Source organism: Serratia sp. 14-2641, from assembly GCF_001692375.1.
In the GTDB taxonomy this organism is placed as follows: domain Bacteria; phylum Pseudomonadota; class Gammaproteobacteria; order Enterobacterales; family Enterobacteriaceae; genus Chania; species Chania fonticola_C.
In genome coordinates this window covers 1-2,666 of record NZ_LXKR01000080.1, presented here as the reverse complement: position 1 = coordinate 2,666, position 2,666 = coordinate 1, and the positions used below count along the sequence as shown (strand labels likewise).

The following is a 2,666-nucleotide window of genomic DNA, read 5'->3' as shown; positions in this document are numbered from 1 at the left end:
GAAAACGGAATCTATGGTCACTCCCGTTTTTGCAACACCGATTTCGACGATAAGTTGGCTTGCTTGAATCTATCCGGCGTCTGAATGGGATTTTATTCCCGCGCCTCGATGAGTTCCGCGCCTGATGAACCTCAAGAAAATATACGGCTTCAATGAGCCTTTCCGTTTTACAGGTTCCTCAACAGGCCGGTGGGCCGTTTGTATCATCAATATCAGTATTCGCAAAACCAGATGAGTGATTGTTTAAACTAGTGTATTTCTGCCGTTATGCTGCGTAAGTTTGCTGTCGCGCTGTCAGGGCCCAGGCTATTCTGGCCAGCTTGTTTGCCAGAGCACAGGTGACGACAAAGTTGCTTTTCCGGCACAACAACTCCCTGACCCAATCGGCCAACTTGCCAGACTGATGTTCCAGTTTTTGTATGAATACCCTTGCACACTGAACCAACAGAGTTCGGATTTTTTTGTTACCTCTTTTGCTAATCCCCAACAATGTCGTTCGACCTCCCGTGCTGTACTGGCGAGGTACCAACCCTGTTGCCGCCGCAAAGTCACGGCTGCTGGCGTATTGCTTCCCGTCGCCAATCTCAGTTGAAATAGTACTCGCTGTCAGCGTTCCGACACAGGGAATGCTCAGCAAACGCTGTCCAACCTCATCCTCGTCCAGCTTTCGCTTCAACTGGGATTCCAGATCTTTAATCTGCTCAACAAGATAGTGATAATGTTGTTGTAGTTTCAGCAATAACTGGCTGAGATAAAGAGGCAAACTATTGTCCTCAAGAATGGTACTCAGCCGACTAATAACGGCAGCACCTCGTGGTACGCTGATACCAAACTCCAGTAGAAAAGCATGCATCTGATTAGTTGTTTTTACCTTATCCTGAACCAGAGATTCACGAACACGATGCAGAGCCCGCATTGCCTGCTGAGATTCCGTTCTGGGCTGTACGAAACGCATGGACGGGCGCGATGCAGCTTCACAGATAGCTTCGGCATCAACGAAGTCGTTTTTGTTGCTTTTAACGAAGGGGCGGACAAATTGTGGTGATATCAGCTTTGGAAAATGCCCCAACTCTGCCAGCTTACGGGCCATAAAGTGGGAACCGCCACAGGCTTCCATCGCAATGGTTGTTGCCGGGCATGATGCCAGAAACTCGATTAGCTTTGGTCGGGTAAACTTCTTACAGTAAACAGCCTTCCCACGATGATCCTGACAATGGATATGGAAAGAGTTCTTACCCAGATCGATACCAATAAGCGCAATATTTTCCATGATGGTTCTCCGAATGAAAGCCTGTCCTCAGCATAGTACCGGGAAGGAGGGAGTGACCATCTCATTATCTATGGTCACTCCCGTTTTTGCAACACCGATTTCGACGATAAGTTGGCTTGCTTGAATCTATCCGGCGTCTGAATGGGATTTTATTCCCGCGCCTCGATGAGTTCCGCGCCTGATGAACCTCAAGAAAATATACGGCTTCAATGAGCCTTTCCGTTTTACAGGTTCCTCAACAGGCCGGTGGGCCGTTTGTATCATCAATATCAGTATTCGCAAAACCAGATGAGTGATTGTTTAAACTAGTGTATTTCTGCCGTTATGCTGCGTAAGTTTGCTGTCGCGCTGTCAGGGCCCAGGCTATTCTGGCCAGCTTGTTTGCCAGAGCACAGGTGACGACAAAGTTGCTTTTCCGGCACAACAACTCCCTGACCCAATCGGCCAACTTGCCAGACTGATGTTCCAGTTTTTGTATGAATACCCTTGCACACTGAACCAACAGAGTTCGGATTTTTTTGTTACCTCTTTTGCTAATCCCCAACAATGTCGTTCGACCTCCCGTGCTGTACTGGCGAGGTACCAACCCTGTTGCCGCCGCAAAGTCACGGCTGCTGGCGTATTGCTTCCCGTCGCCAATCTCAGTTGAAATAGTACTCGCTGTCAGCGTTCCGACACAGGGAATGCTCAGCAAACGCTGTCCAACCTCATCCTCGTCCAGCTTTCGCTTCAACTGGGATTCCAGATCTTTAATCTGCTCAACAAGATAGTGATAATGTTGTTGTAGTTTCAGCAATAACTGGCTGAGATAAAGAGGCAAACTATTGTCCTCAAGAATGGTACTCAGCCGACTAATAACGGCAGCACCTCGTGGTACGCTGATACCAAACTCCAGTAGAAAAGCATGCATCTGATTAGTTGTTTTTACCTTATCCTGAACCAGAGATTCACGAACACGATGCAGAGCCCGCATTGCCTGCTGAGATTCCGTTCTGGGCTGTACGAAACGCATGGACGGGCGCGATGCAGCTTCACAGATAGCTTCGGCATCAACGAAGTCGTTTTTGTTGCTTTTAACGAAGGGGCGGACAAATTGTGGTGATATCAGCTTTGGAAAATGCCCCAACTCTGCCAGCTTACGGGCCATAAAGTGGGAACCGCCACAGGCTTCCATCGCAATGGTTGTTGCCGGGCATGATGCCAGAAACTCGATTAGCTTTGGTCGGGTAAACTTCTTACAGTAAACAGCCTTCCCACGATGATCCTGACAATGGATATGGAAAGAGTTCTTACCCAGATCGATACCAATAAGCGCAATATTTTCCATGATGGTTCTCCGAATGAAAGCCTGTCCTCAGCATAGTACCGGGAAGGAGGGAGTGACCATCTCATTAAA

2 protein-coding genes are annotated in these 2,666 nt (G+C 48.2%); both read right to left on the bottom strand.

From position 1 onward, the window contains the following. Positions 1 to 265: 265 nt before the first annotated feature. Positions 266 to 1,270, bottom strand: a complete 1,005-nt coding sequence (locus A6U95_RS25265) for an IS110-like element IS5075 family transposase (protein ID WP_065686492.1) — start codon at positions 1,268 to 1,270, stop codon at positions 266 to 268. Between the two features lie 322 nt (positions 1,271 to 1,592). Then, positions 1,593 to 2,597, bottom strand: coding sequence for an IS110-like element IS5075 family transposase (locus A6U95_RS25260; RefSeq protein ID WP_065686492.1), 1,005 nt, complete (start codon positions 2,595 to 2,597; stop codon positions 1,593 to 1,595). Positions 2,598 to 2,666: the final 69 nt, after the last annotated feature.

Bases quoted from the DNA above. Each gene is read 5' to 3' on its own strand.
- A6U95_RS25265 (WP_065686492.1), bottom strand. From the start codon at position 1,270: ATGGAAAATATTGCGCTTATTGGTATCGATCTGGGTAAGAACTCTTTC.
- A6U95_RS25260 (WP_065686492.1), bottom strand. From the start codon at position 2,597: ATGGAAAATATTGCGCTTATTGGTATCGATCTGGGTAAGAACTCTTTC.